Here is a 3,322-nt window from a genome sequence, read left to right as displayed (position 1 = left end):
GGTTTACGGCGTGTCCCGGCGGGCTCTGCCGACCCGCGCCACACGCAGAAACAACGCGCCGACTGGCACAGCCCTTGCACCGTTCCACGCATCGTCCCGTGGGAGCGCGCCATGCCCAATCTGATTTCCGACTATCTGGGGGTCCATGCCCAGGCCATGCCGTTGCGCGAGCAGCGGATGAAGCTGATCGCCAGCAACCTGAGCAATGCCGACACCCCCGGGTACAAGGCCCAGGACCTCGACTTCGATGCCGCCCTGCGCAATGCCCAGGGCCTGGACAGCAACGGCCTCATGAAAACCACCAACGAACAGCACTACGCCATCGGCGGTGGCCTCAACCCCTTCCAGATTGCCAAGGAAGGCGTCCAGCCCAGCATCGACGGCAACACCGTCGACCCCGACGCCGAACGGGCCGCCTACGGCCGCGCCGCGCTCGAATACCGCGCCTCGCTCAGCTTCGTCGAATCCAAGGTGCGCTCCATGCTCACCGCCATCACAGGCCAATAAGCCATGAGCAACCTCCCCATTTTCGACATCGCCGGCTCGGCCCTCCAGGCCCAGTCCGTGCGCATGAGCACCATCGCCTCCAACCTCTCCAACGCCGACACCGTGTCCGGCTCGGCCGAGGCCGTCTACAAGCCGCTCGAACCCATCTTCCAGTCGGTCACCAGCCGCACCGACCCCAACATCACCACCGTCCAGGTCAAGGAAATCAGCCAGAGCGACGCGGCGCCGATCAAGCGCTACGAGCCCGGCCACCCCCTCGCCGATGGCGATGGCTACATCTACCAGCCCGACGTCGACCCGGTCGCGCAGATGGTCAACCTCATCTCCACCTCGCGCAATTACCAGGCGGGCGTGGAAATGCTGACCACCGCCAAGGAACTGGCGCTGGCCACCTTGACCATGGGTCGCTGACCCTTCATTCCACAGGACATACCGTCATGAGCAGCACCAGCGGCGTCGGCCAGGGCAGCGATATCTATTCCGCGCTCGGCCTCAACGCACCCAACAGCGACACCAGCAAGAAGAAAAGCACCCTGGACCAGGCCGACTTCCTGCGCCTGATGACCGAACAGCTGCAGCACCAGGACCCGCTCAAGCCGATGGACAACACCCAGATGGTGGCGCAGATGGCGCAGCTGTCGCAGGTGCAGGGCATCACCGACCTCAACACCACCGTGAAGGGCTTCCAGGACCAGATGTCCGGCGACCAGATCCTGCGCGGCGCCGCGCTGGTCGGCCACGACGTGCTGATTCCCTCGACCAAGTGGTCGCTGGAAACCGAAGGCGCCACCAACGGCATGGTCGCCGCGCCCGGCGCCGGCTTCGTCAACGTGGACATCACCGATGCCAACGGGGTCAAGGTCAACACGATCAGCGTGGAAGCCAAGGCCGCCGGCGAAGTCACCTTCGAATGGGACGGCAAGGACGCCAACGGCAACCGCATGCCGGCCGGCAGCTACACCCTCGCCGCCACCTTCACCGACAGCGCCGGCGCCAAGACCAAGGCCAACACCTACGTCGAAGCCCCGGTGGAGAGCGTCACCGTCGGCTCCGATGGGCTGTACCTCAACCTCAAGGGCCTGGGCACGGCCCCGATCGACTACGTGCTCCGCATCAGCTGAGCCGCCCCACCCCGCATACCAGGAGCAATCCCATGGGCTTCAATGTCTCGTTGTCCGGCATCAACGCTGCCAATGCCGATCTGAACGTCACCGCGAACAACATCGCCAACGTCAACACCACCGGCTTCAAGCAGTCGCGCGCCGAATTCGCCGACCTGTTCTCGGCCACCAGCTACGGCCTGTCCAAGAATGCCATCGGCCAGGGCGTGCGCCTGACCAACGTGGCCCAGCAGTTCTCGCAGGGCAACAACGAACAGACCGGGCGCAGCCTGGACATGGCCATTTCCGGTGAGGGCTTCTTCACCATGTCCATGAACGGCGCCCGCGTGTACTCGCGCGCCGGCAACTTCCAGACCGACCAGGCCGGGTACGTGACCAACCCGCAGGGTGCACGCCTGCAGGTGTTCGCGCCGAACGCCGATGGCACCAACTTCGATGCCGGCCGCCTGGTCGACCTGCAGCTGCTCACCACCGACAGCCCGCCGAAGCAGACCAGCAAGGTCAACGTCAGCTTCACCCTGCCGGCCGACGCCAAGGTGCCCACGGTCAACCCGTTCAGCCCGACCGACTCCAACAGCTACAGCCAGTCCACCGGCGGCATCACCGTGTACGACTCGCTGGGCGTCAGCCACACCCAGACCTCGTACTTCGTCAAGACCGCCAATCCCAACGAATGGCAGGTCTACAACTACGTCGACGGCCAGGCTGCCGGTGCCGCCACCACGCTGACCTTCAACAACGCCGGCGCGCTGACCTCTCCGGCCAACGGCCAGATCACCCTGACCCCGTTCACGCCGAGCACCGGTGCCGGCCAGCTGGCGCTGACCCTGGACATCTCCGGGTCCACCCAGTACGGCGAGAAGTTCGCGCTGCGCAACACCCAGCAGGATGGCTACGCGGCCGGCAAGCTCAACGAGATCACCGTGTCCGAAGACGGCGTGGTCTACGCGCGTTATTCCAACGGCGATGACAAGGCGCTGGGCCAGGTGGCACTGACCACCTTCAACAACACCCAGGGCCTGGAAGCCAAGGGCAACAACCTGTGGGTGGAAACCTTCAGTTCGGGCACCCCGCGCACCGGCGCGCCGGACAGTTCCAACCTGGGCAAGGTCCAGGCCGGTTCGCTGGAAGCGTCCACGGTCGACCTGACCGAACAGCTGGTCAACATGATCACCGCCCAGCGCAATTTCCAGGCCAATTCGCAGATGGTCTCGACCATGGACCAGATCACCCAGACCATCATCAACATCCGTTGATGAGCCACTGACCGCATCACGGGAACAAGACGATGGACAAGGCGCTCTACGTAGCGATGACCGGTGCACGTGCGTCGCTGCAGGCACAGGGCACGCTCTCGCACAACCTGGCCAACACCGATACGCCCGGCTTCAAGGAAGCCCTCGCCAACACCGAGGCCTTCCCGATCAAGGGCACCGGCTATGCCTCGCGCGTGGACGCCCTGCACGTCGACGCCGGCTTCAACCGGCGCATGGGCGCGCAGCAGATCACCGGCAACCCGCTGGACCTGTCGCTGCAGTCGGGCAACTGGCTGGCAGTGCAGGCGCCGGCCGGGGGCGGTGAAGCCTACACCCGTGGTGCGGCGCTCTCGATCACGCCCAATGGCCAGCTGGTGACCGCCGGCGGCCATCCGGTGCTGGACGAGAACGGCGCGCCGATCGCCATCCCGCCGCACC

General features: G+C 65.5%; 5 protein-coding genes. All 5 read left to right on the top strand.

Features of this window, described 5'->3' with window-relative positions:
• Window positions 1–111 precede the first annotated feature (111 nt).
• Complete coding sequence (gene flgB, locus DBR34_RS16280) at window positions 112–507, top strand: flagellar basal body rod protein FlgB (RefSeq protein WP_038688427.1); 396 nt, start codon at window positions 112–114, stop codon at window positions 505–507.
• A gap of 3 nt (window positions 508–510) precedes the next feature.
• Window positions 511–918: a flagellar basal body rod protein FlgC gene (gene flgC, locus DBR34_RS16275; protein ID WP_128097574.1), complete on the top strand. Its 408-nt coding sequence runs from the start codon at window positions 511–513 to the stop codon at window positions 916–918.
• Between the two features lie 26 nt (window positions 919–944).
• Window positions 945–1,628: a flagellar hook capping FlgD N-terminal domain-containing protein gene (locus DBR34_RS16270; RefSeq protein ID WP_128097573.1), complete on the top strand. Its 684-nt coding sequence runs from the start codon at window positions 945–947 to the stop codon at window positions 1,626–1,628.
• Between the two features lie 32 nt (window positions 1,629–1,660).
• The gene (gene flgE, locus DBR34_RS16265; protein WP_128097572.1) at window positions 1,661–2,884 is read left to right on the top strand and encodes a flagellar hook protein FlgE; all 1,224 of its coding nucleotides are present in this window, start codon (window positions 1,661–1,663) and stop codon (window positions 2,882–2,884) included.
• Window positions 2,885–2,916: 32 nt separating this feature from the next.
• Window positions 2,917–3,322, top strand: a 406-nt coding sequence (locus tag DBR34_RS23475; protein WP_258224016.1) for a flagellar hook-basal body complex protein, incomplete at its 3' end; no start/stop codon positions are given.

This window comes from Stenotrophomonas sp. HMWF003 (assembly GCF_003061285.1).
Taxonomy (GTDB): domain Bacteria; phylum Pseudomonadota; class Gammaproteobacteria; order Xanthomonadales; family Xanthomonadaceae; genus Stenotrophomonas; species Stenotrophomonas maltophilia_AP.
Note: the sequence above shows the minus strand (reverse complement) of the source record. Positions and strands in the feature narration are given on the sequence as shown.

Bases quoted from the DNA above. Each gene is read 5' to 3' on its own strand.
- flgC (WP_128097574.1), top strand. From the start codon at position 511: ATGAGCAACCTCCCCATTTTCGACATCGCCGGCTCGGCCCTCCAGGCC.
- flgB (WP_038688427.1), top strand. From the start codon at position 112: ATGCCCAATCTGATTTCCGACTATCTGGGGGTCCATGCCCAGGCCATG.
- DBR34_RS16270 (WP_128097573.1), top strand. From the start codon at position 945: ATGAGCAGCACCAGCGGCGTCGGCCAGGGCAGCGATATCTATTCCGCG.
- flgE (WP_128097572.1), top strand. From the start codon at position 1,661: ATGGGCTTCAATGTCTCGTTGTCCGGCATCAACGCTGCCAATGCCGAT.